Origin of the sequence: Paenibacillus sp. LX16, from assembly GCF_036252815.1 — a bacterium.
Taxonomy (GTDB): domain Bacteria; phylum Bacillota; class Bacilli; order Paenibacillales; family Paenibacillaceae; genus Paenibacillus; species Paenibacillus polymyxa_B.
Genome location: NZ_CP141152.1, coordinates 1681676 through 1705009, shown reverse-complemented (window position 1 = coordinate 1705009; position 23334 = coordinate 1681676). Strand labels below are relative to the sequence as shown.

Below are 23334 nucleotides of genomic sequence, written 5' to 3'. Positions count from 1 at the left end.
CGACAAAGGGCAAGCCCGCGGTCTGCCCTTATTTCGGTTCTGGTGAATAGTTTTAACTTATGTTACTGCAACTTTCCTAACATAAACAATGTTCGTCCTGACCAAAACAAAGGCTTGTTTGTTGTGCACAAAGGATAAAAAAACAAAATCATAGCGCTATTATTACATTTTATCCCTTTTTAATGTCAAGAAATATAACACATTATAAATATCTCTTCCCTCACTGCCGTGCGCTTTGAAGTGTCTTACCTGTCCGTATATGCTAAAATACTTCCGTATCGGCTATTCGCCTACAGGAGGGCATGATCATGAAACAATCTATTTTGATCGTAGAAGACGAAGAAAAGATTGCCCGGCTTCTAGAGATCGAACTTCAATTTGAAGGCTATCAAGTATGTAAAGAAAAAAACGGAATTGATGGGCTGGAGACGTATTGCAAAGGTAATTGGGATTTAGTGTTGCTGGATATTATGATTCCCGGTCTCAATGGCATCGAGCTACTTCGGAGGATTCGTAAGCATGATGCGAACGTTCCTGTCATTTTGCTGACGGCTAAAAGTTCCATTGCAGATAAGGTCGAGGGACTCGATTTGGGAGCCAATGATTATGTTACCAAACCGTTTATGATCGAAGAGCTGCTTGCACGCGTACGGGCCGCACTCAGAGTGGGTGCAGCAAAAGATATGGCTCCACATGTGGTAGACAAATGGCTTAGTGCCGGGGATTTACGTCTCCATGAAGGTACTCGTGAAGTTCTTCGGGGAGAGCACAACATTGAGCTTACACCGCGAGAGTTTGACTTGCTCGTTCATTTACTCCGACATCAGCGGCAGGTACTTAGCCGTGAACAATTACTGGAGAACGTATGGGGCATAGATTATATGGGCGATACCAATGTGGTCGATGTGTATATTCGCTACGTGCGCAATAAAATCGACCCTACGCGCCAGCTCCCTGAGCTGATCCATACTGTACGCGGAATTGGTTATGTTCTGAAGGAATCCTTATGAAGCTACAAAACAAAATCCATACGTATACCTCGTTATTATTCGGGATTTTACTTGTGGCCATTAATTTCTCAGTCTATTTCCTATTCAGCCAACTTTCGATAGACAGTCGAAAAGATCAGGTAGAGGCCACAGCAGAGAACATGATTCGCGGCATTCAACGCGCTCCGGTATCCGTAGCCGCTGAGGATCTTCTCCGGGCCTATGTGCCGCTGGATGGCATGCTTCGGCTGATGAAACCAGAAGGCGACTTTCTTCCCCCTATCACCTCTTCTTCCGAGCAATCTCTTAGCTTGATGAAGGGCGTTTTTGATGAAACACGGCAGGTTCGCATGATTACCTATGAAAGCAACCGTTACATTCTTGTATCGCTCCCCATGATTTGGACCAATGGCGAGGTTGTCAATCTCCAGGTGATCGAAAGTCTGCAACCGACGATGCAGACGCTCCAGGTACTCAGAATCGTACTTGTTGCTGTCACTGGCATTGCGCTCATTCCTGTCGTGGTATCGGGAAGACTGCTCGGCAGACTGATTACACGTCCAATTACATCTATGATTAGTACGATGAAAGAAATTCAGCGCAGCGGGAAATTTAAACGTCTTCCGCTCAATTCATCATCACGCGACGAACTGGTCGAAATGGGGGAAACATTTAATGACATGATTGAACTGCTGGAGCGGAATTTCGTCAGGCAAGAACAATTTGTATCTAATGCGTCCCATGAATTGAAGACACCGCTCACCATTATTGAAAGTTATGCCAGCCTGCTCAAACGGCGGGGGTTGCAGCATCCCAACATTTTCGCCGAATCCGTTGAAGCAATCCATTCCGAGGCGATCCGAATGAAGGACATGGCAGAGCAGCTTCTTCTGTTGGCCAGAAACGAAGAACAGTGGAATGTCGTGCTGAAGCCTGTACGCCTGACTAGGATAGCGACAGAATTAAAGACTACCTTTGAAAATGCGTTCGCCCGACCAATTCAACTGGATGTACAGGCAGACTGCATTGGCTATACCGATGAAAATAAGCTGAAGCAGCTCCTCTTTATCTTTTTGGATAATGCACGCAAATACAGCGACGAGCCGATACACCTGATGATTGATACGGTGGGCGGTACAGCTCAACCCTGCATAAGAATCACAGATCAAGGAATTGGAATCCCGGAAGAAAAGTTATCTAAAGTATTCGACCGCTTCTATCGTGTGGATGAAGCCAGAAGCCGCGAGGAAGGTGGGGCTGGGCTAGGCTTATCATTGGCTACAGGAATTGCACAAGCTATACATGCTCAAATTGGGCTAGAAAGTGTAGAGGGGAGCGGAACAACGGCAATGATCATCCTCCCTACCGTTCTAAAATAATAAGCCAAAGGAGGGAATAACGATGAAAGCCATCTATGTGTGGATGATTGGAGGTACGCTGGCGGCTGTATTGATTACAATTTGTCTTTTACAGTGGCCTTGGGCACGGTCGTTAGCAGCTTCTCCATTGGAAGAAAAGGCCGTCATCCAATCCGTATTGCATCAGTATCCCGGCGAGGTGCTCGAATCCCAACGCTTGGGTGATTTTTATCTGATCAGGCTGGAACGCGCCAAAGGGAAGTACGATATAAAAGCCAATGCCTATGACGGTGTCATCGACTCCATTAAGCGGACACAGGCTTATACAGATGCGAAGCAGGAGCCCCAAGATCACAAGCCGGGTACCTTACCAACCAGAGACACATCGAATCCAGCTAATAAACCTGACCCGGTTTCTCTCGTTATTACAGAGAAAGAAGCAGCCAAGCTTGCTGCCAAAGCAGTTAACGGAACATCCGATGATATTGAGCTTCATCGCAACGACAAAGGCCTCTACTATCTGGTTGAGGTTGAGGTAAAAGATGGGCGTGAAGCAGTAGTACAGGTCAATGCAGTATCGGGCTCTATCGACTCTATAACGTGGGAAAAAGAAAAACAGGAGCACAACGAATCATGACGACTTGATGATCATCTCAGATCATGTTTTCTCATGGTTTTCTCATGCTTCTATTATGTTCCTCTCATGTTCAAGAGATAAGCTGTATTCATGCTTATAGCACAAGGAGGAATGATGTAATGAAAAAAAACTATACATTAGGAATTATGGCAGCCACGGTTCTGCTTGGAGTTACAGTTACGGGTGTCTCAGCGAATGCCGTATGGGCCGCTAAACCTACGGGCCTTATTGGAGCGACCGCCGCTACCAACATTGCCAAGAAGGCTGTGGGGAATAATGCACAAGTTGAAGATGTCGAACTGGAGCGCAAGAACGGAAAAGTCTACTATGAGGTGGATCTCCAGCAAGGGGATAAAGATTGGGATATAGATATTGATGCTTATACTGGGAAAACCATCCGTTCCCATTCTGAGCTTGATCATGACTCGAATAACGAGTCCTCCCTTAACAAGCCAAATCACATCACCCTGACTGAAAAGCAGGCTGGACAAATCGCGCTTAAGCACGTACCCGGGAGTACCCTTTTGTCTTCTAAATTGGATAAGGAAGATGGACAATTCATCTACGAGGTAAAGGTACTCACCAACGAAGGAACCGTTGAGCTTGATATCCATGCATCATCTGGCGCAATCGTGGATACAGACGATGATGATGATGACAACGAATATTAATTACCCAGGTCATAATTAGGGTAACTAAGTACAGAGCTAATTAAAACGGAGCAGCGAACTTTCGCTGCTCCGTTTTTTTAACCAATGTGACACAGGAAAAGAACGAAGATGGCTCCATAAAACTGCACCTATTATTTCTTCATGAATAGACTGATAACTAACAGAGGATTACCTTTTTTCTTCAATCCAAAGTCAAGTGAGGTTCTTATGGCGAAATCCTATACTAAAGCACAGATTCGCAAAATCACCCGTCGTTTCGGCCTGATCCCGTTAAAATCAAGCTTAATCTCATCATTATACCGAAAAAATGCAGTGATCCAGGTGAAAACGAAAAAGGGAACTTATGCATTAAAACCCTTTAGTCGTACAAAGATGGTCCGTTCAAATACGATTCAACAGATGGAACGAGCTGCTAGCCATATCAGGCTTTTGAAAAAGAGAAAGTATACCTACATGCCCGCATGGCTCCCCACTCATTCCGGCAAGTTATGGACTCTATATCAGGGAACGCCATTTTATGTAAGCCAGTGGATCAAAGGACGGGGACTGGAGACCGCTGAAGATTTTGAAAAACTGGGGCGGGCACTTGCCACACTTCACGCCACCTCCACCGGCTTGCATCGGATGGATAAAGGAAAGTCCCCTCCGACCATTCAACAATTGAGGATATGGAAAAACCAGGATCGTCTTTTTCAAAGAAAAATGACAAAAACCAGTCGCCATGATAAAACGTACCGCAACTGGTACAATGCTCACGGTGAAGACTGCAAACGTTTATCCAGACGAGCATGGAAGGATTTGCAGGATGCATCCATTATAAGGCTGCTTCGGATGGAACATCGGCATCCCTCCTTGATACACAGTGATATCACTACCCCGAATGTTATTATTTCGGAAGACGGTCATCTCAAAATCATTGATTGGGATCGGGTTAAGATCGGCTCAGTCTATGCTGATTTGGCAAAGGCCCTTATGAATACGACTCAATTCAACCCTGAATTTGTGCAATCCTTGCTGAAGGGATACCAAAAACGCAAACCGCTAAGCCGTACTGAACGGAAGATTGTTACAGCTTTATATAAACTACCACGAGAAGCCTGGCATGCTTCCCGACACCCGAATCGTTCAAGAGATCGCGAAATCCTGGACAATTGGGATCAGTCGTGGCCTCTTCGATTACAAATCATCCATATTTTGCAAGAGTGGGCTCATGTATAAAAGAAAGTGAGGAGCAAAATGTCGATTTTATCGAACGTTGAGCAGATGTACGGAATCAAAATTCAGCGTAGCCGTCAAATGAAGGACATTCACAAGATTGAGACCGCTAATACGACTTATTGTTTAAAACCCTACAAATTCCCGGAAGAAGAGATCCGTTTTATTACACGTGTCTTGTCCTACTTGGATGAGCGCGGGTTTACACGTAGCCAAAAGGTCTATCCAACAGTACAACAAACGGCTTACATGACCTATGAAGGTGTTTCGTATACATTAACCAATTGGGTTCATGGACTCAGACCAGAATTCACAAAAAGAATAGACTTCAAAAAGGGAATTGCTACTTTAGCCAAATTCCATTCCAGTGCCGTGGGCTTTCCTATCACTGAAGCTCCGCCATCCAGAATCCGTTATGAAGGCTTGAGCGATGAAATAGCTGGATACAAAAAACGCCTCATCCCATATAGAGGCACAGCGCATCTCGTAGCTCTTTGTGAAGAAGTGTCCCATCGCCTACAGCAGCCCAAAGTTAGAGAAGCCATTGCTCAGGAGCAAAAAGCCGCCGCATTTATACACGGCGACTATAATTATCCCAATCTGATTAAAGACAAACAGCTCAAAATCCATTTGATCGACTTTGAAAATTGCTCCCTACATGTAAGGATGAAAGATCTCTCCCATCTTCTTCATCGGAATTGTCTTTGGAATGGGACAAAGATGCTGCGCGCGATAGATTACTATCAACGATATCGTCCATTGAGCACCCATGATTTGCATCTGCTTCACGCACTATTGATCTCTCCCTATCATGTGGTCCGCAATATCAGAATAGGCGGCTTCCGTTCTGCCAAGCGAGTCATTCCGTCGTTCGTGCATTTGAACAAATACCGACGTGAACTTAGATCGTTATTATAATCTGTCAGCTTGGAACTAAACAAAAAAACAGACCCGATAAAACGGTCTGTTTTTTTGTTTTCTGACAACCAACTACAGGAAAAGCGCATGCCGCTAAAGCCAATCGAATTGCTGACTGTGCCGGTACAACCAAAAATTTATAGCATTGTAAACAGCACTCCCCCCTTCTACAATGATGCTAAGACTCAATGCTCAATGGTTTCGAGAAGAGAATTTGGGAAACTAACAATAGAGGTGATTGTACATGTACACCATGACAAAAGAAGAAATAAAAGCTTATTTAAACAGAATCGGAATTCCCGAAATTCAGTCTCCTACCCTTTCCTATCTAGTTGAGCTGCATAAGGCTCATGTAAAACATCTTTCATGGCAAACATTGGACATTTTTGCAAGGAAGCCGGCAGCCATTGGTTTTCAAGAATCCGTTCAACTCATTCTACATGGGAGAAGTGGTTATTGTTTTCATCTGAATGGTGCCTTTAGTGCACTACTATATTCACTAGGGTACAAAGTTTCTCTGCATCGTGCCGGGGTACAACCTCTGGGAGCTGAACCACGCATTAATTCATTTCATCTTGGACTAACAGTGAACTTGCTAAATGAGCAGCAAGAAGATGAAGTATGGATTGTTGATGTCGGGCTGGGCGATATGCCATATGAGCCTCTTCCACTCCGTATGGGGACTTATGAACAAGCCCCTCTTCATTATAAAGTCATGGAATCCGGGGTTGTTACAAAAGGTTGGCGCTTAGAGCATGACTCGCTTGCTTCATTTGTTGGCGTTGATTTTGCTCCTGCGGTTGTTCAGGATTTGGAAGAATTTATGCCGAAACATCATTTCTATAGCCGCTCACCGGAATCTCCATGGTTTAACCTGTTTCTGATTCGGCAAAGGCAAGCATTAGAGGCGAATGAACTCAGAGGATGTATTTGGAAAAAACGCGGGCTAAACGGTTTGGAAAAAATAGAGCTGGATAAGAAGTCGCAGTGGCTGGAAGTGTTGGCAGATGTATTTGGCGAGCCGCTCGTTAACTACAGTCGCCAGGAACGGGACGAGTTATGGAAAAGAGTACTTGCGGCTCATATAGAATGGAAAAAGTCTATGACTGAATCGTTACAATAGTGAAGCCTCTAACGTAAGGATACTCTTCAAGCCACATCTTACACCTTTAGCATTTCCGAGGAGTGCTGCAGCATTTCCAATTCCCTCACCATGTTTTCGATCAGCTTTGTGAACGAAGCCAATTCCTCTGAGCTTATTGCCTGTTGCCGAGCACTGGCTGTTGTGACAGCTGTTTCGGATTGCACACTGTCAAGCATACGGGCAATATCCAGCACCTTGCGCTGAATTTGCTCCTGTGCTTGCTTCGAATTAGATGCAAGCTTTCGCACCTCCTGTGCCACAATTTGAAACCCGCGCCCTGCTTCCTGCGCATGAGCAGCCTCAATCGCCGCATTCAGTCCCAGCAGATGAGTTTGATCGGACAGTTCCCGGATCGTACCGCTCATCTGCTCAATATACTTAATCTCGTCGCTCAAATGCTGTACCAATTTCTCTGTATGTTCCTGCGAAGAAGCAGTGTTGCAGGCACTCTCCGCGATATTATCCGTATTTTCCCTAAGCTCAGCAATCATCCCGGTCAAATTTTGCGCAATTCGGGACACAACGGTCAGCACCTGCGTTTGTTCGTCGGCCAGCTCGTTAATTTGTTCCTTTTCCTTTTCCTGATAAGCTTCCAGTACAAGCTGGGAATCCAGGTTGAACATTTTGGAAAGAGCATGCACAATAGAAAACCAGTCCTCTATCCCCGAACGCTTTAAAATGTCGACTGCAATATCAAGATAAGCAATGTACGTGCCTAAATAATAATCGGAAGACAATCCGATTCGGGAATGTACCTGCCCCACAAAAAGACGGTGTTCGATAAACTGATCATCTATTTTTCCATCTGCGAGAGAAAGCCAGTATTCACGTTGTGTTTGTTTTAGTCGTTCAACATTCGACCATTTGGAAATAATCGACATGAGATGCGGAACCTTTTCTACATGCTTATAAAACCGATCTACCACCTCATTCACAATAGATTGGAATAGTCCCTGATAATGATGCAATAAAGCCAAATCATCATCAGTAATACCAATATATTGTATCTGTTTTAATCTACTCTCCGCGACATGAATCATAAGTTCCTCCAAATAATAGTTTACATAGATTTTACATTACCATATTTATCGGCAACTTTTTAGAAAATGTTAAAAAAGCAGAAGATTGATTATGATTTTTTTCATAGCAATTTCAGAAAAAATATATAAACTCAACTGCTTAATGATACAAAAAAAGAATTCGGCAGCACCTGAAATCCCCTGTGCTTGCCGAATTCCCGCTACGAAACACGTTCATCGGATACCTCACAACCGTATGACACCATCCAGATCAACCCATAGTTTCACCATACTGTACTGGTTTATTATTCGTCTTACCGATTCAGGAGGCTACCTACATACCTTAACAGATCGTTGGCGCTGGCTCCTGTGTAGCCATGCTCCTCAATCAGTCGCTTAATCACCTCATTCATCCGTTTGAGCTGATTAGCGTCAGGCGTTTTGGTTGAAGTCGTAATCTTCACAATATCCTTCAAATCGGCGAACAGCTTCTTCTCAATGGCTTCTCGCAGCCGATCATGATGATGATACTCAAACTTCCGTCCCTTGCGAGAATACGCGGAAATACGGATTAATATTTCTTCACGGAACGCTTTTTTCGCATTTTCCGATACCCCGATTTGCTCCTCAATAGAGCGCATGAGCCGCTCATCCGGGTCGAGTTCCTCATCTGTGAGCGGATCGCGAATTTTCGCCCAATTGCAAAAAGCTTCGATGTTATCCAAATAGTTGTCAAACAGCGTCTTGGCTGATTCCTCGAAAGAGTACACAAAGGCCTTCTGCACTTCTTTTTTCGCCAATTCGTCATATTCCTTACGAGCCACGGAAATGAAATTCAGATAGCGCTCCCGTTCTTCCTTTGTGATGGAGGCATGTTGATCCAGACCATCCTTAATTGCTCGTAAAATGTCCAGGGCATTGATGGATTCCACATTTTGCTTAATCAATGCACTAGAAATACGATTAATGACGTACCGCGGATCTACCCCGGACATACCTTCCTCCAGAAACTCACTTTGCATTTCTTTCAGATCGGCTTCCTTGTATCCTTCGACCTCTTCACCGTCATACATGCGCATCTTTTTGACCAGATCCATCCCTTGTTTCTTCGTCTCCTTCAAGCGGGTAAGCACGGAGAAAATGGCAGCCGTTCGCAGCGCATGAGGAGCAATGTGGATATGTCTCATATCACTTTGATCAATGAGCTTGGCGTAAATCTTTTCTTCCTCAGATACTTTCAGGTTATAAGGAATCGGCATTACAATCATCCGTGATTGCAACGCCTCGTTCTTTTTGTTTGCAATAAAGCTTTTATACTCGGATTCATTGGTGTGAGCCACGATCAGTTCATCTGCACTGATGAGCGCAAACCGCCCAGCCTTAAAATTTCCCTCTTGGGTCAGAGAAAGCAAATTCCACAAAAACTTCTCATCGCATTTCAGCATTTCCTGAAACTCCATCAGTCCACGATTCGCTTTGTTCAATTCTCCGTCAAACCGATACGCACGCGGATCGGATTCCGAACCATACTCTGTAATCGTGGAAAAGTCGATGCTGCCCGTCAAATCAGCAATATCCTGTGACTTCGGATCAGAAGGGCTGAACGTACCAATACCAATCCGGTTTTCTTCCGATATAAATACCCGCTCCACACGGACCTTTTCAATATCACCATCAAATTCCGTGCGCAATCTCATCTGGCAGGATGGGCAGAGATTACCTTCAATCCGTACACCCAGCTCCTTTTCAAAATCGGGACGCAGCTCATGGGGAATCAGATGAAGCGGGTCCTCGTGCATGGGGCAACCTTCAATCGCGTATACGGCTCCCTGATCCGTTCTTGAAAATTTCTCCAGACCACGTTTTAGCAACGTGACCAGTGTCGATTTCCCCCCACTGACAGGTCCCATCAAAAGAAGGATACGCTTGCGCACATCGAGCCGCCTGGCTGAGGAATGGAAATATTCCTCCACCAACTTTTCCAGCGCTCGATCCAGTCCAAAGATCTCCTGCTCAAAAAATTTATATCGCTTATGTCCCCCAACCTCTTCTACACCAAAAGATTCAATCATCTTGTAAACCCGTGCATGAGCTGTCATCGCCGGCGTCGGGTCTTTCTTGAGTATCTCAATATACTCTCTAAAAGTGCCGCTCCAGGCCAGACGGTTGTTTTCCGCCCGGTACTCCGCAACGCGTTCAAAAATATTCATGCTCGGTTCCTCCCATGACTGCGTAATGACTATCCTCCACTCCTGATGATTATGGCTACACTCGTCACGCCTTTCAGGATATGATGCAATCCCCTTAAAAAAAGTGTAATACATACCTATGCAGATTGATTTCAGAATTGACCTATTTTTTGTGACAGGTCTCTCTGCTTTTTCGAAAAAACCAAGGGATACACTGTGCTAAAATATACAACAACGACGCGGACCTGACGCATTATGGTACAATATAAGCTCGGAATAATGGGATAAAGGAGCGGAAGAAGTCATGGCGGTTCGGCATGAGACGGAGCTGTACGCTCCGGTGAAAGCCTTTTTTGAGAACTTGGGATATGAAGTCAAAGGAGAGGTGCGCAACTGCGATTTGGTGGGTATCAAGCCAGGGCAACAGACACCATTGATTGTGGAGATCAAAAAGACGTTTAACCTGGCGCTTGTGCTGCAAGGTATGCAGCGTTTAAAACTAAGCAGCAATGTATATGTAGCTGTAGAACGAAATCGTGCCAAAAAAGGGGCCGTGAATCAACGCTGGAACGAGCTGGTCGGACTGTGCCGCCAGTTGGGACTTGGCTTGCTCACCGTTACCCATTTCAAAACTAAACCGCCGCTCGTTGAGGTACTGTGTAAGCCTGCGGCGCATAGCGACAATGTCCACAACGCAGCAACGGTACGCCACGGCTCGCGCAAGGAAAAGCTGCTGCGGGAATTTCACGCACGCAGCGGTGACCACAATACCGGCGGCAGCACCCGACGCAAGCTGGTCACTGCCTACCGGGAAAAAGCGCTGCGCGTAGCCGCAGCTTTGCAGGGCTTGGGGGAAGCTGCCCCGGCTCAGCTCGCCCGCATAGCAGCCGTCAGCACAGCTGCTGCCGTACTCCAGCACAACTACTACGGCTGGTTTGAACGCGTATCCCGCGGCCGCTATCGACTGACTCCGTTTGGCGAAGCTGCCCTGAACGAGTATGCGGCAGTACTGCAAGAGCATGGCATTAAAACAGCCGCTGAAATAGACGCAGAGCTTGACGAGGACAGTGGACAGCTCCAGATCGCGGAAGCGCCAATCACTTACTCCACCGTTGCTGCGGAAACGGAGGGTGACTGACTTGGGGCAATGGTTTTTGCTAGCTTCGGGCGGTGAACTCACTGATCGTCTCACCGATCAGATTCATGCCCATAAGCAATTGCTCGCGGCCCGGATGGCTAAAATTGAGGCGGATATGGGACGCGCCTTCACTGCCAACCGCACATAGCGCACCTGGCATAAAGGCTACGCCTTTGGGTAACGCCGCCTTTAGCAGCAATGCGCTGTCGAGCCCATCGGGCAACTGCACCCATACATACATGCCACCGGACGGAATATGATACGTCACGTCTTTCCAAAACGGGCGCTTAAGCAGCTCCAAGATTAATTGAAGTCGAGTCGAATATTCCTTGTTCAGCATCGCTAAGTGCTCGTGCCATTGAAAACGCGAGCTGGTCAGCAATTGGAACAGCAGCCGTTGGTTCATCGTACTGGATTGCATATCAGCCAGCTGCTTCAAGGCGTACATTCCTTCTATCAGCGGCGCAGGACCAGCAGCCCAACCCGTTCTCAGCGCAGGAGCAACGGTTTTATTGAACGAACCGATATAGAGCACTTGACCGCCCTGACCCGCATGATCCAGCGCAAATAGTGAGGGGTAAGTCTCTGCAAATTTTCGACTCTGACCATGCAGACTCTTGTCCTGGGACTCATTTTTTTGTTTGAAATGCAATTCACCATAAGAATCATCCTCAACTACTAGTACCTCATGATGCCTGCACAGGTCCAAAATTTCCTGCCGCCTAGCCGCGCTCCACAAGGAGCCCGTCGGATTCGTAAACGTTGGCGTGGCAAAAAAAAGCTTGGGTCGATAACGGATTATTAAAGCTTCAAGCTTATCAGGAATGACACCTTCCCCATCTGATTCTACAGGAACGATCTGCGCGCCCTGCATAGATAGCACTTGTAAACATCCAGGAGATGTAGGGTTTTCGACCAATACCGGATCACGCTCATCCACCATCAGCCTTATGATCAAGTCAATGGCTTGCTGACTGCCTGTCGTGAGAAGGATTTGACCTGGTGGTACTCTTACTCCTTTACGCTGTTCCCACTCTCCCGCAAGCCATGCTCGCAAAGGGAAATAGCCCTCCGGTTCACCATACTGGAGGGCGTCAGGGCCGGAACCAAACACATCATGGGCCGCTTCTTCCAGCAACTTCACCGGAAACAGCTCTTGTGCAGGTAATTCTTCAGCCAGAGATATAAAGGAGTGTCTTCTCGCATTTTCCCGGATATGACGCACTGGAGAAGCCAACATCGCAGCCGTTCGTGAAGCAAAGGAATATTGCATGAACATCCTCCTTCTCCTTAAAAATAGGTCATGATCTCCGGGCTGACGCATCAGGCATATAGCTGCTTCCTCTGACGCGCATATAAGGCATAACGTTCAATCGCCTGCGCCCGGCTAGACACGCCTAATTTTGCATAAATTTTACGTAGATAATTATCAATGGAGCGCCGGCTAACTTCGATCTCGATAGCAATTTTGTCATATGTAATTCCTTGTACAATACGTTCCATAATAAACACTTCGGTTTGTGTCAATTCGTCAAAAGGCTCGGATGCCATTAACGGCATAAAGGGCCAGTTTCCATACCGAATCCAATCCATCGGTAAAGAAGCAAATCCTTCACGTAAACCGTTGATCAGATGGATTAACTGGCTCGGTGATGCCTGTTTGGATAACATTCCATTTGCTCCAAGCGAAATTAGCTGCTGAAATAACGTAATATTATCCTCATCCGTCATAATAACAATATGGCTGTCCGGAGACAAGGCCCGCATTTGTGTTAAAAATGGTTCCGCCGTTCCCTCAGGCAACCTGTAGTCCATTAAAATGATTTCCGGTCGAATGGAGCAAGCCAGCTCCAAGCCTTCCGTTCCGGAGGAAGACATCCCTCTGACAAGCAAATCCTGCTGGTCTTCCAAAATAAGCTTTGTTCCCAGCATACTTGTAGGATGGATATCTATGATAACCACCTGCCATACTTTTCTCATATCTAAACCTCCTGATTTCACAAAAAAATACATAGTTAGTAGCGAAAATAATTCTAAAATTGGTGATTGCATATGTAGAAATTGCGCGAATGTGAACGTATAGGAAGCGAAAAACGTTTAAGGAAATTGTATCCTAGGACTTCCTTCCGATGCAATCTCTTTTTCCAATATTTTTATACAACTATTTCGCTTTTGCGAAATAAATAGGCCCATGATAGAATTGGAACTGCAAATAAAGACTGGAAATTTGACTTTACACGGGAGTTGAAAATCGTATGCAAGCTTCACCTGAACGCCCTCCTGCCGAAGCTCGGCGGAGCAATTCAAGAAAGGGGTTACCCGTAAAGGCTTTTCTGCTATTTTGGTTCATTCTTATTATATTAGGTGCTCTCGCAACCTATCTGTATAGCAATCACTTGAAGCAGCAAATGCTAAACGAGATGCAAATCCATACAGACCAACAGATTCAAGCACTCAAATCTGACTATGAAAAGCAACTGACTGCTCTTTCCAAGGAAGTTAGCGGATTGCAGGGCAAAGTCCAGTCCTTCAATGAACTACTGACCTTTACGAAGGATAATGCAAACAATAAGACCGATAACAGCAATAAACTGTATACCCAATTAAACGAAGTCAAGCAGCAACTCAATACACTTCAGAAAAAAATGGACTTGCTAAAATGAATGTAGACGCAAAACAAGTGAACCGGTTCTTTATGTTGGCCCTTGCTCCTTTTATCGGTTTGTTGGGGTGTATTTTGTTAGTTCATCCCTCATTGAGCTTTCCTGGGTCTACTTCTTCGAGTCTGCAAAAAGCTGAAGTCACTCTACAAACGCAATCAGTAGGGAAGCAGCTTGATGAAGCCAAACAAACGGCAACATACACCTTGTCTACAATTCGCCGGACTTCTGAGCTATACAAGCAAACGACGCAAACGATGAATCAGCTTGTCGTGACTGCCTCTACGCAGTCCAAGCGGCCCGCGGTCATCTATGATCGACGCATCACCGCCAAACTGGGAGTTCCCTATGAGCGGGTAGATAGCAACCGGATTACTATTGAATTGTTTAAGGTAAACCCGGGAATTTATCATGGCTACGCTATGAAGGTCAAACTTAAAGATCCTACTGCTATGAAAATGTCTTTGGGAAGTGACAAATTGGGTGGCTCCGAAACCACCATGCGTGCAGTCTTGAGACACGGAGCTATTGCAGGCATCAATGCAGGCGGCTTTGCGGATGGAGACGGCAAACGCTATCCATTAAGCACTACTGTCTTGAACGGCCACTACCTTACTGGCTTTCAGTCCAGTTTTAAGGATTTGTCCTTCGTCGGACTGAGTAACGATGGCAAGCTTATCGGTGGCAAATTTTACAGTCAAGGTGCTCTTGACAGCTTAAAGCCTGCCTTTGGAGCTACCTTCGTTCCCGTTCTGCTGCAAAGGGGACAAAAAATGCCTATTCCTGACAAATGGAAAGTCTCCCCCAAGCGGGCCCCACGTACGGTCATTGGCAACTATAAAGATGATCAGTTGCTCATCATTGTCGTAGACGGCTACAATGAAAGCGGGGGTTCGGGCGCGACGCTCGAAGAACTGCAAGGAAAAATGTACAATCTAGGTGTTCAAGATGCCTATAACTTGGACGGAGGCGGTTCCTCGTCGCTTATACTTAACGGTCGAGTCGTAAACAAACCGTCAGATGGTAATTTGCGTCCAGTCCCTACTCATTTTTTGTTCTATAAATAGCTATGTGTAGTCTGCTAACAAATTAAATATGCTTGCCGACGTACGGCTCTATCCGAAAAAAAGCATCACGAACGAATGTCGTGATGCTTTTGCCTCATTTAGGAGGAATACTGTGTCATTTCTGTCAGGCATTGAGCACAAATATAACGGTCTTTGAAATCGTTCACTTGTTCTACTGACCCGCAGAATACACATTTTGGACGGTAACGCTCCAAAATAATATGGTCACCCTGAACCAAAATTTCGACAGGATCTCCCTCATTCATTTGATATCTTTTACGCAGTGACTTAGGCAAAACTATTCTTCCCAGCTGATCAACTTTACGTACCACACCGGCAGGTTTCATCGTGATCGTACACCTCTCCTATTGAGTAATAACTTACAAATTTCTTAGCATGCGAAAAACTAGGTACAAAGACACTATTCTTTATGTAGTATTCGCTGTCTTTTTGTCGAATCCTGCTGATCACAGGAAATTTTATTACATTTTTTCATAAAATCATGAACCATATCAAAGTATGGTACAGAATGTCTATAATATTTTTATCGACCGGAAAGCCAATTATCATTAGCCCTCGCTGAGAAATTTCGCAAATTTTTGACCATACAACCTTTATTTAAGTTCCACTATCATGTAGATTTAGCAATATAGGTGAAACTTTTATTACCAACTAAGGTCCTGGTTCTTTATTCGCATTTATACTTGTTCACTCGATGTTCTTTACGATAAACCTGGAAAATCCATTTGTCTCAACGCTTCATATACGATAATCGCAGCGGAATTCGACAAGTTTAGAGATCTTACTTTATCAGACATAGGCATCTTGATACATGTATCTGGATTAGCAGCTAGCAGCTCTGGCGGCAAACCTTTCGTTTCTTTACCAAATACCAAGAAGTCTCCATCTTGAAATGCAATATCACTATATTGCTGATTCGCTTTGGTCGTCGCATAAAAAAAGCGACCTTCCTGATATTTTTCCTGCACTTCAGCAAAAGACTCATGATATTCAATGTGGACAGCATACCAATAATCAAGTCCGGCCCGTTTTAATGTGGCATCGTCGGTACGGAAGCCCAGTGGCTTCACCAGATGCAGATGAGTTCCGGTTGCAGCACACGTTCTGGCAATATTCCCTGTGTTAGCCGGGATTTCCGGCTCGACAAGCACAATATGTAATGGCATCACGTTTCGTTCCCTTCATCTTTAAATTCATCAGACAAATAACCTACAGTTTAACCAAAGTGTATACATTGAAAACATACACATTCTTTTATTTTAACAAAATCAGACAGATTTGAACATCAAACGACAAAAATTTCAACCCACACCACTAAAAGCCTTCCCCTATACACATTCAGGGAAGGCTCTACATTTACTTTTTCGATTTCTAATATCGTGTATCGAAATATATGTCCATGTAATCAACTATTACGTTGCTTGAATCCGTCCATAAACTCGGCTAATGCTTGACAGTTCTCCAGCGGAACAGCATTGTAGATTGAGGCGCGAAGTCCTCCTACACTGCGATGCCCCTTCAGTCCGATAAACCCGGCCTGTTCGGATTCCTTAATAAATTGTTTTTCCAGATCCTCGTTCGCGAGGCGGAAGGTTACATTCATGATAGAGCGATCAGCACTGTCCACACAACCACGATAGAAACCTTCGCTACTGTCAATGCGGTCGTATAGCAAAGCAGCTTTCTGCTGGTTCACACGCTCAATGCCTTCCAAACCGCCTTCTTCCTGAATCCATTTCAGCACTTCATTCACCATGTATATGGCAAAGGATGGGGGAGTATTGTAGAGAGAGTTATTTTTTTCATATGTGCTATAACGCAACATCGTAGGAATATTGTCCGGTGAGGAAGTCAGCAACTCTTCACGGGCAATCACGACCGTCACACCAGAAGGTCCCAGATTTTTTTGTGCGCCAGCATAAATCAATCCAAATTGAGTAACATCAAAAGGCTTGCAAAAAATATCACTGGACATGTCCACAATCAATGGTACGGAACCCGTATCCGGGAATTGCTTAAATTGTGTACCTTCAATCGTTTCGTTGGACGTCATATGCACATAAGCAGTATTCTCAGGCAAGTCCAAGGAATCCACATTCGGAAGACGCATGTACTTCTCATCAGCGGAGGATGCAGCAATATGAGCCTTGCCCAGTAGCTTGGCTTCTTTATATGCCTTGTCCGACCAGCTACCTGTCATTACATAGCTCCCAGTCTGTCCTTCGCGCAAGAAATTTAAAGGCAGCATTGCAAACTGCGTACTTGCGCCCCCTTGTAGGAATAACACCTTGTAGCCTTGTGGATTGCCCAGCAGAGATAACAGACGTTCCTGCGCCTCATTATGAACAGATTCATACACAGCTCCACGGTGTGACATTTCCATGATCGACATCCCTGTTCCCTGGAAATCTACGAATTCAGCTTGTACACGTTCCAGTACTTTGAGCGGCAATGCCGCTGGTCCTGCATTAAAATTGTAGGCTCTCTTACTCAACAAATTCCCATCCCTTCTCTACTCTGGTGTGGATATTATCGCTATGATAGCAGTATTCGTAAATGCGTTCAAGACTTGTATAAAAATGTTTTTAATTTCATTTATGATGTGACAGAGTTGTGAATGTTAACATATTTAACATCTTTATTCTGTGATTTTCACTTTAATATCAAAAGGTCCCCGGCATAAGACCGGAGACCTATTTTGAATAACAACTGTTACTCGTAAGCTAATGCTTGTTATTCAAAGCAGCTATGCTATCGACTTATTAGCAGTCAAAATACAGGCTGTATTCGTGTGGATGAACACGGATGTTCACCGATTTAGCTTCAGAACGTTTGAGCTCTACATAGTTATCAATAAAGTCCTTCGTAAATACGCCGCCTTCAGTCAAGAATTCGTAGTCAGCTTCCAGAGCGTCCAGAGCCTCATCCAATGAACCAGGTACGCTACGGATTTTACCTTTTTCAGCGTCAGACAGCTCGTAGATGTTGCTGTCAAGTGGACCATATCCCAATTCGATTGGGTTCAGTTTGCGCTTGATGCCATCCAGACCCGCCATCAGCATTGCTGAGAAGGCAAGGTAAGGGTTAGCTGTGGAGTCCGGTGTACGGAACTCGATCCGACAGCCTTTAGGAGTAACAGCTGCTACTGGAATACGTACAGCCGCAGAACGGTTACCTTTGGAGAATACCAGATTAACTGGTGCTTCGTAGCCAGGAACGAGACGTTTGAACGAGTTGGTGCTTGGGTTGGTCAAAGCGATCAACGCAGGTGCGTGGTACAGAATACCGCCAATGTAATGAAGAGCCATTTCGCTCAGATTAGCATATCCACCTTTTTCGTAGAACAAAGGAGTGTCCCCATCGAAAATAGATTGGTGAACGTGCATACCGCTTCCGTTATCCCCAAAAATCGGTTTCGGCATGAATGTTGCCACTTTACCATATTGACGAGCTGTGTTGTGTACAATGTATTTATAAACGAGCAGGTTGTCTGCTGTTTTCTTGAGTGTATCAAAACGGAAGTTGATTTCCGCTTGGCCTGCCGTAGCTACCTCATGGTGATGGCGCTCAATTCTCAGACCTGCTTCTTCAAGCAAACGGCACATTTCACTACGGATATCTTGTTGGGTGTCTACTGGCGCTACAGGTACATATCCGCCCTTCACTCCCACTTTAAAGCCCAGGTTGCCGCCTTCTTCCTTACGGTTCGTGTTCCAAGCTGCTTCCTCGGAATCTACGAAGAAGGAGGAGCTGTTCATGCCGCTTTCGTAGCGTACATCATCAAAGATGAAAAACTCGGACTCTGGTGCAAAAAATGCTGCTGTGCCCACTCCTGCCGATTGCAGAAATGCCTCAGCTTTTTTTGCGATGCCGCGAGGATCGCGGTCGTATTTTTCGCCGTCTGGCGTAGCAATGTCACACAGGATATTCAGTGTAGGATGCTGAGTGAAAGGGTCGATAAAAACCGCTTCTGGATCGGGCAGCATAACCATGTCGGATTCCTCAATGCCACGATAGCCGGGAATGGAAGAACCGTCGAAAGCAACACCGTTAACAAATGTCTCTTCATCTACTTCGGAAGCTGGCAATGAAATATGGTGAGCACGACCAGACAAATCTACAAAACGAAAATCTACCCACTCAATATTATTTTCCTGAATTGTTTTCAATACGTTTTCAACGGACATGTCTTCTTCCTCCCAATTTTTCCGAACATTAAGTCTTATACAACCCTGAAATGTTCATGATCGAATGTTTTTTTCTGTCGTCATTATAAATCTCAAACATGACACGGGTCAATAGCTATGTAAGGTATTTTTTAAACTAATGTTAGATATTCTTACGCCCTTGATAACATTTGAATAGCACAAAAAGCCCGAAACATCGGGCTTTTAGGCAATTTAAATCTCATTACTGCGTTGCAGCAAAACTTTTATGCATTAATGTTAAACATTGGTTTTAAGCAATGGTAGTAGGCGTGTGAAATGTTTTCCCCACAGCAGGAGCCAATATTTCCAAATCTTTTAGCAAATCTGAAAATTGATCTGGGAACAGGGATTGTACGCCGTCACCCGTCATCGAGTTGTCAGGGTCTGTATGCATCTCAATAATTAAACCATCCGCTCCGGCAGCTACCGAAGCCTTCGTCATAGGAACAACCAGTTCACGTCTACCTGTGCCATGGCTAGGATCGGAAATGACCGGCAAATGGCTCAACTGTTGCAAAACAGGGATCGCGGACAAGTCGAGTGTATTTCTGGTGTAGGTTTCAAATGTGCGGATACCGCGCTCACACAGCATAACATTCGGATTGCCACCTGCCAGGATGTACTCGGCAGCATTCAAGAACTCGTCATAAGTCGAGCTAAAACCGCGTTTGAGCAACACTGGCTTGCCGCAAGTACCCAACTTGCGCAGCAGATCGAAGTTTTGCATATTACGTGTACCTACTTGCAGGATATCGGCATATTCCGCACAAATGTCTACGTATTCAGGTGTCATGACCTCTGTGATGGTCAAGAGATCGTGCTTTTGCCCCGCCTCAGCCATCATGATTAAACCTTCTACACCCGTTCCTTGGAAGCTGTATGGCCCTGTACGCGGCTTAAAAGCACCCCCACGGAGAACTTGCGCGCCTGCAGTTTTGACCAATCCCGCAATTTCATCTATCTGTGCAGCAGACTCAACAGCACATGGTCCACCCATAATGACAAGCTCGCCCCCGCCGATATTTACACCTTTAATAGAGATAACCGTATTTTCCGGATGAAAATCACGGCTGGCCAGTTTATAGGACTTCGATATTTTAACCACATTTTCTACGCCTTTCATTTGACGCAGATGTTCAGCCAGCTTGGGCTCTACGCTACCGATCAGTCCGATGATCGTGCGATCCGATCCCCTTGATACATGAGCCTGCAGTCCTTCTTTCTCAATAACTTCAACAATAGCTTGAATATGCTCTTCAGGTGTTTGAACACCAGCGATAACGATCATTTTTTTCTTCCTCTCTATGAAACATATTTTATAAACCAACATATAGGTTAATATTATGACACTTAGACGCTTGTTCGCTTTTAAGCTTTTATTCGTTAAAGCAACTATACCTGTTTTAGCTATACTCGTCAAGGCTTAATTATCCCGAATTATTCAATATTCTAACTTAGTGAAGCTAATCGGATAATATCTACAATTTAAAACAATTTAAAAAGCCGCTATCCGGATGGTTGTATCCGAATAACGGCTGTAATCAATCACATACTATTTCGTTGTTTTTGACTTCTCTCGTACAGGAGGCAGCAGTTTTTTCATATCTATGGTTCGCTGAATCTCCCACGTATCCGGGTTAGCCGCATCATACTGCTCCAAATACGTAATAACCTCTTTGGTAATCAGTGTCGGCGTTGAAGCCCCAGAAGTCACAGCCACTTTGGCTACGCCTTCAAGCCACTCCCTCTTCAGCTCAGTTACATCTGAAATACGATAAGCTGTTGTACCAGCAATTTCCTCCGAAACCTGAGCTAATCGGTTTGAATTGTTACTGCGCGGATCACCGACAACGATCACCAGATCCGCCTGTCCAGCCTGCTCAGCTACCGCTTCCTGACGTACCTGTGTCGCCAAACAGATTTCATTGTGTATCTCAGCACCCGGGAACTTCTCCAGCAGCTTCTTCATAATGTGCTTGATGTCCCATTGGCTCATGGTCGTCTGATTCGTGATAAGAATTTTGCCAGCTGGCAACGTAAGACTGTCGATCTCTTCTTCCTTTTCAATCAGATGAACATGATCAGGAGCAATACCGATAGCTCCCTCTGGCTCTGGATGATTCTTTTTGCCAATATAAACAATCTGATAGCCTTCAGCAGACTTCTCCCGAATCAGATCATGCGTCTTTGTGACGTCAGGGCAAGTCGCGTCTACCGTAGTCAGCCCCTTGTCTCGTGCCAGCTTGCGAACCTCTGGTGATACGCCATGAGCAGTGAAGATAACAGTACCGCTCTCTACCTGGCTTAAAATCTCCATACGGTTCGGGCCGTCCAGTGTAATAATCCCTTCGTCTTCAAAGGAATTGGTGACATGACTGTTATGCACAATCATGCCCAATATATAAATAGGCCGGGGTAAGTCCAGATTTCTGGCTGCCTGACGAGCCAATACCATGGCATCGACTACGCCGTAGCAGTAACCCCGGGGCGAAATTCTGAGTACTTCCAAAATGAGCCCCCGCTTTCTTCGACACAGTATACAGCTCCGATAACTCGGTAGCTGTGGGCATCCTAGCCTTTACCGGCCAATTCTATGATGTAGTTGCCTTCCTATTATAGCCTATTCCAAAGGCGCGGAAAAGCTGACCGGAAGCCAGATGACAAATGTCGTTCCTTCTCCTTGTCGCGTAACCACTTCCACAGACCCGTGATGTTCATCAATAATCCACTTGGCAATAGATAGCCCCAACCCAATTCCCTCTGTCACCCCGCGTGACTCATCTGCCCGGTAAAAGCGGTCAAAAATAAAGGGAACCTCACTCTTGTCCATTCCAATGCCCGTATCACTGATCCGTAGCCCCACCTGTCCTTGATAAACAATGGCATCAAATCGGACTGTGCCTTCAGGTGTATATTTGAATGCATTATCAATAAAAATGAATAGCATTTGCTGCAAATAATCCTTGCTGCCATCCATATAAATACCATTCAGCAACGAAAAATCTCCCACATTCCATTCGGCCGTTCGCTCTAAAAACTGAGCACGACGGGCAACCTCACTTACAAGCGGTTCCAGCGCAACGGGAGTCTTATCGAACGTTTTCCCTGTGTCCGCTCTCGCGAGTGACAACATATCACTCACCAAACGGCTCATCCGTTTGCCTTCATCCGCCATGTCATTTAATGCCTCCATAGAAAGCTCGCGAATCATCTCTTCATCCATATTCGGTCGCTCTCCTGGTTCGGTAGTCCACATTTTGAGCAAAAAATCAACGTTGCCACGGATCGTCGTTAGCGGCGTACGAAGCTCATGGGAAGCATCAGCCACAAAACGGCGCTGTGCGCCGTACGCATCTTCCAGCTCCTTGTAAAACACCTCTGTGCGCCCCAGCATGTTGTTAACCGTCCCGATTAATTGACCAATTTCATCTGGTGGTCCGTCATATTCAATCCGAACACTCAAATCATTACTGGATTGAATCTGATTTGCCCCCTCAATGACCTTGACCAGCGGCTTCATAGACTTGCGAGCCAGAAAGAGACCTGAAGTCGCAGCAGCAAGTAATGCAAACAACGAACCATATACAAGCACATTTTGTAACCTGTTCATAAGTCGGTCCTGAGAGCCCGTGAATTGTCCTACCTGTAGCAACCCGACCACCAAGCCCAACTCCTCGGATTTGATCGGCTGTTGATTAATCATAAAGGAATCCCCATTTACGTTCACACGCCGAATCCCCTCATTTTGAACTGCTCCTGCCGCTGTAGATGGAACAGGAAAAGTGATATTAAGGTCTTTCATATTTTGAGTCGTTTTGGTAACACCTGATGTATAATTGTAAATTTGTACATATAGCTGAGAGTCATCAATTCCACGCCCCTGCTCCAATCCCAAATCAAGGTTAGGGACTTCAAACAATCCCCCTTTAATAATAAGGCGTAATTGCTTGTTAATCTGTGGCGCCTGAGTCATAAGCTGACTTTTCACTTCATTATATGTGTAGTAATATACCAGTCCGTAAATAGCCAGACCAAAAATGACAAGTACTATAGCCAAGATGCTTGAATACCAAGCTGTCAGCCGCCACCGAATAGACATA

At 45.2% G+C, this 23334-nt stretch carries 21 protein-coding genes; 10 read left to right on the top strand and 11 right to left on the bottom strand.

Annotated elements, in window-relative coordinates:
- The first annotated feature begins 308 nt into the window (after positions 1 to 308).
- The 7 genes from T3H97_RS07815 to T3H97_RS07785 all read left to right on the top strand — a co-directional run bounded on the left by T3H97_RS07815 (position 309) and on the right by T3H97_RS07785 (position 6911).
- A complete protein-coding gene (locus T3H97_RS07815) occupies positions 309 to 1010 on the top strand; it encodes a response regulator transcription factor (protein ID WP_328802187.1) in 702 nt (233 codons plus the stop codon).
- Positions 1007 to 2368, top strand: a complete 1362-nt coding sequence (locus T3H97_RS07810; RefSeq protein ID WP_328802186.1) for a sensor histidine kinase — start codon at positions 1007 to 1009, stop codon at positions 2366 to 2368. The genes T3H97_RS07815 and T3H97_RS07810 overlap by 4 nt, the downstream gene beginning before the upstream one ends.
- A 22-nt stretch (positions 2369 to 2390) precedes the next feature.
- Positions 2391 to 2984, top strand: a complete 594-nt coding sequence (locus T3H97_RS07805) for a PepSY domain-containing protein (RefSeq protein WP_328802185.1) — start codon at positions 2391 to 2393, stop codon at positions 2982 to 2984.
- A gap of 119 nt (positions 2985 to 3103) precedes the next feature.
- The gene (locus T3H97_RS07800; protein ID WP_328802184.1) at positions 3104 to 3655 is read left to right on the top strand and encodes a PepSY domain-containing protein; all 552 of its coding nucleotides are present in this window, start codon (positions 3104 to 3106) and stop codon (positions 3653 to 3655) included.
- Positions 3656 to 3862: 207 nt separating this feature from the next.
- Positions 3863 to 4873 (top strand): aminoglycoside phosphotransferase family protein, encoded by a 1011-nt coding sequence (locus T3H97_RS07795; protein ID WP_328802182.1) that lies wholly within the window; start codon positions 3863 to 3865, stop codon positions 4871 to 4873.
- An 18-nt stretch (positions 4874 to 4891) separates the two neighbouring features.
- Complete coding sequence (locus T3H97_RS07790; protein WP_328802181.1) at positions 4892 to 5788, top strand: aminoglycoside phosphotransferase family protein; 897 nt, start codon at positions 4892 to 4894, stop codon at positions 5786 to 5788.
- A 244-nt stretch (positions 5789 to 6032) separates the two neighbouring features.
- A complete protein-coding gene (locus T3H97_RS07785; protein ID WP_328802180.1) occupies positions 6033 to 6911 on the top strand; it encodes an arylamine N-acetyltransferase family protein in 879 nt (292 codons plus the stop codon).
- A gap of 38 nt (positions 6912 to 6949) precedes the next feature.
- Here T3H97_RS07785 and T3H97_RS07780 read toward each other — a convergent pair whose 3' ends face one another.
- Together T3H97_RS07780 and T3H97_RS07775 are read right to left on the bottom strand one after the other, a co-directional pair.
- Entirely contained in the window at positions 6950 to 7972 is a 1023-nt protein-coding gene (locus T3H97_RS07780) for a globin-coupled sensor protein (RefSeq protein WP_328802179.1), read from the bottom strand.
- Between the two features lie 293 nt (positions 7973 to 8265).
- Positions 8266 to 10161, bottom strand: a complete 1896-nt coding sequence (locus T3H97_RS07775) for a PrkA family serine protein kinase (RefSeq protein ID WP_165176125.1) — start codon at positions 10159 to 10161, stop codon at positions 8266 to 8268.
- Positions 10162 to 10444: 283 nt separating this feature from the next.
- Between T3H97_RS07775 and T3H97_RS07770 the strand changes: the two genes are divergently transcribed.
- Entirely contained in the window at positions 10445 to 11278 is an 834-nt protein-coding gene (locus T3H97_RS07770) for a DUF2161 domain-containing phosphodiesterase (protein WP_328802178.1), read from the top strand.
- Between the two features lie 19 nt (positions 11279 to 11297).
- On the opposite strand, the gene T3H97_RS07765 is transcribed toward T3H97_RS07770, so the two are convergent.
- Entirely contained in the window at positions 11298 to 12551 is a 1254-nt protein-coding gene (locus T3H97_RS07765; RefSeq protein WP_025722568.1) for an aminotransferase-like domain-containing protein, read from the bottom strand.
- A gap of 50 nt (positions 12552 to 12601) precedes the next feature.
- Positions 12602 to 13258, bottom strand: a complete 657-nt coding sequence (locus tag T3H97_RS07760; protein ID WP_013309442.1) for a response regulator transcription factor — start codon at positions 13256 to 13258, stop codon at positions 12602 to 12604.
- Between the two features lie 275 nt (positions 13259 to 13533).
- Between T3H97_RS07760 and T3H97_RS07755 the strand changes: the two genes are divergently transcribed.
- On the top strand, positions 13534 to 13941 hold the full coding sequence (locus tag T3H97_RS07755; RefSeq protein ID WP_328802177.1) for a hypothetical protein: 408 nt from the start codon (positions 13534 to 13536) through the stop codon (positions 13939 to 13941).
- Positions 13938 to 15005, top strand: coding sequence for a phosphodiester glycosidase family protein (locus T3H97_RS07750; protein WP_209941471.1), 1068 nt, complete (start codon positions 13938 to 13940; stop codon positions 15003 to 15005). Before T3H97_RS07755 ends, T3H97_RS07750 begins: the two co-directional genes overlap by 4 nt.
- Positions 15006 to 15103: 98 nt before the next feature.
- Here T3H97_RS07750 and T3H97_RS07745 read toward each other — a convergent pair whose 3' ends face one another.
- The 7 genes from T3H97_RS07745 to T3H97_RS07715 form a co-directional block, all read right to left on the bottom strand.
- Positions 15104 to 15352, bottom strand: coding sequence for an AbrB/MazE/SpoVT family DNA-binding domain-containing protein (locus tag T3H97_RS07745; protein WP_013309439.1), 249 nt, complete (start codon positions 15350 to 15352; stop codon positions 15104 to 15106).
- Positions 15353 to 15727: 375 nt separating this feature from the next.
- On the bottom strand, positions 15728 to 16192 hold the full coding sequence (trmL, locus tag T3H97_RS07740) for a tRNA (uridine(34)/cytosine(34)/5-carboxymethylaminomethyluridine(34)-2'-O)-methyltransferase TrmL (RefSeq protein ID WP_328802176.1): 465 nt from the start codon (positions 16190 to 16192) through the stop codon (positions 15728 to 15730).
- Positions 16193 to 16431: 239 nt separating this feature from the next.
- Positions 16432 to 17523 (bottom strand): 3-phosphoserine/phosphohydroxythreonine transaminase, encoded by a 1092-nt coding sequence (gene serC, locus T3H97_RS07735; protein ID WP_080683023.1) that lies wholly within the window; start codon positions 17521 to 17523, stop codon positions 16432 to 16434.
- Positions 17524 to 17788: 265 nt separating this feature from the next.
- Entirely contained in the window at positions 17789 to 19213 is a 1425-nt protein-coding gene (gene glnA, locus T3H97_RS07730; protein ID WP_061829159.1) for a type I glutamate--ammonia ligase, read from the bottom strand.
- Positions 19214 to 19484: 271 nt separating this feature from the next.
- Positions 19485 to 20522 (bottom strand): 3-deoxy-7-phosphoheptulonate synthase, encoded by a 1038-nt coding sequence (gene aroF / locus T3H97_RS07725; RefSeq protein WP_328802175.1) that lies wholly within the window; start codon positions 20520 to 20522, stop codon positions 19485 to 19487.
- Positions 20523 to 20786: 264 nt separating this feature from the next.
- The gene (locus T3H97_RS07720) at positions 20787 to 21743 is read right to left on the bottom strand and encodes a 4-hydroxy-3-methylbut-2-enyl diphosphate reductase (protein WP_013309434.1); all 957 of its coding nucleotides are present in this window, start codon (positions 21741 to 21743) and stop codon (positions 20787 to 20789) included.
- Positions 21744 to 21854: 111 nt separating this feature from the next.
- Positions 21855 to 23333, bottom strand: a complete 1479-nt coding sequence (locus T3H97_RS07715; protein WP_025723297.1) for a sensor histidine kinase — start codon at positions 23331 to 23333, stop codon at positions 21855 to 21857.
- Between the last annotated feature and the right edge of the window lies 1 nt (position 23334).